Origin of the sequence: Aeromonas tecta (genome assembly GCF_000820185.1) — a bacterium.
GTDB lineage: Bacteria > Pseudomonadota > Gammaproteobacteria > Enterobacterales > Aeromonadaceae > Aeromonas > Aeromonas tecta.
In genome coordinates this window covers 38,130-39,019 of sequence record NZ_CDCA01000044.1, presented here as the reverse complement: position 1 = coordinate 39,019, position 890 = coordinate 38,130, and the positions used below count along the sequence as shown (strand labels likewise).

The 890-nt window shown below is 61.1% G+C and carries 2 protein-coding genes; one reads left to right on the top strand and one right to left on the bottom strand.

Features of this window, described 5'->3' with window-relative positions; all coding sequences use genetic code 11:
- Window positions 1-384: alanine:cation symporter family protein (locus BN1137_RS19570; protein WP_198150682.1), on the top strand; the 384-nt coding region annotated here is incomplete at its 5' end.
- 66 nt (window positions 385-450) lie between these two features.
- On the opposite strand, the gene BN1137_RS22930 is transcribed toward BN1137_RS19570, so the two are convergent.
- A partial coding sequence (locus BN1137_RS22930; RefSeq protein WP_232306981.1) for an enoyl-CoA hydratase-related protein occupies window positions 451-890 on the bottom strand: 440 nt, incomplete at its 5' end.

Below are 890 nucleotides of genomic sequence, written 5' to 3'. Positions count from 1 at the left end.
TACTACTACATCGCCGAGACCAACATCGCCTACATCAACCGCAAGGTGAATCGCCCCTGGCTGACCTTCGTGCTCAAGCTGACGCTGATGGCCTCCACCGTCTATGGCACAGTCAAGACCGCCGATCTGGCCTGGGGGATGGGGGATATCGGGGTGGGTCTGATGGCCTGGCTTAACATCGTCGCCATCTTGCTGCTGCAAAAAACCGCCTTCATCTGCCTGAAAGATTATGAGGCTCAGAAGGCCCAAGGGCTGGATCCTGTGTTCCACCCGGAAAAACTCGGCATCAAGAATGCCGATTACTGGGCGGGCAAGCGCTCGGAGCAAAACCTGGAGCAGGAGCAGGCCGGTCACGCGTTCGAGCCGGACCGCAAAGTCTCCTGACCCTTTCACGCATACCAAGATAAAAAAATGGCAGCCCAGGCTGCCATTTTTCGTTGGGCATAGACCCTAGAGCGCATTGCGGCGCGGGCCAAACGGTAGGCGCCAGCGAAACAGGCTGTTGAGGGTGGCGCGCCACTGGTTCGGTCGCCCGAGGATCTGCCGCTGCAAACGGGTCTCTTCTTTGAGCATCGCCTCGTCGCTGCGGGCCCAGGCCTGGGTGTAGAGCTGCTTGATCCCCGCCAGCGCATCCGGCGACTTGGTGATCAGCGTCCTGGCAAACTCCCGCGCCTCACTCAGGGGATCGGTGCAGACCCGGCTCACCAGCCCGAGCGCCTTGGCTTCGCTTGCATCGCACTCGCGCCCGCTCATGGCGAGCTCCATGGCGGTATCCACCCCCATCAGGTTGCGCAGGGTAACGCTGCCGCTCATGTCGGGGATGATGCCCCACTTGATTTCCATCACCGAGAAGCGGCAATCCGGGGTGCTGAAGCGAAAATCGGCGCCGA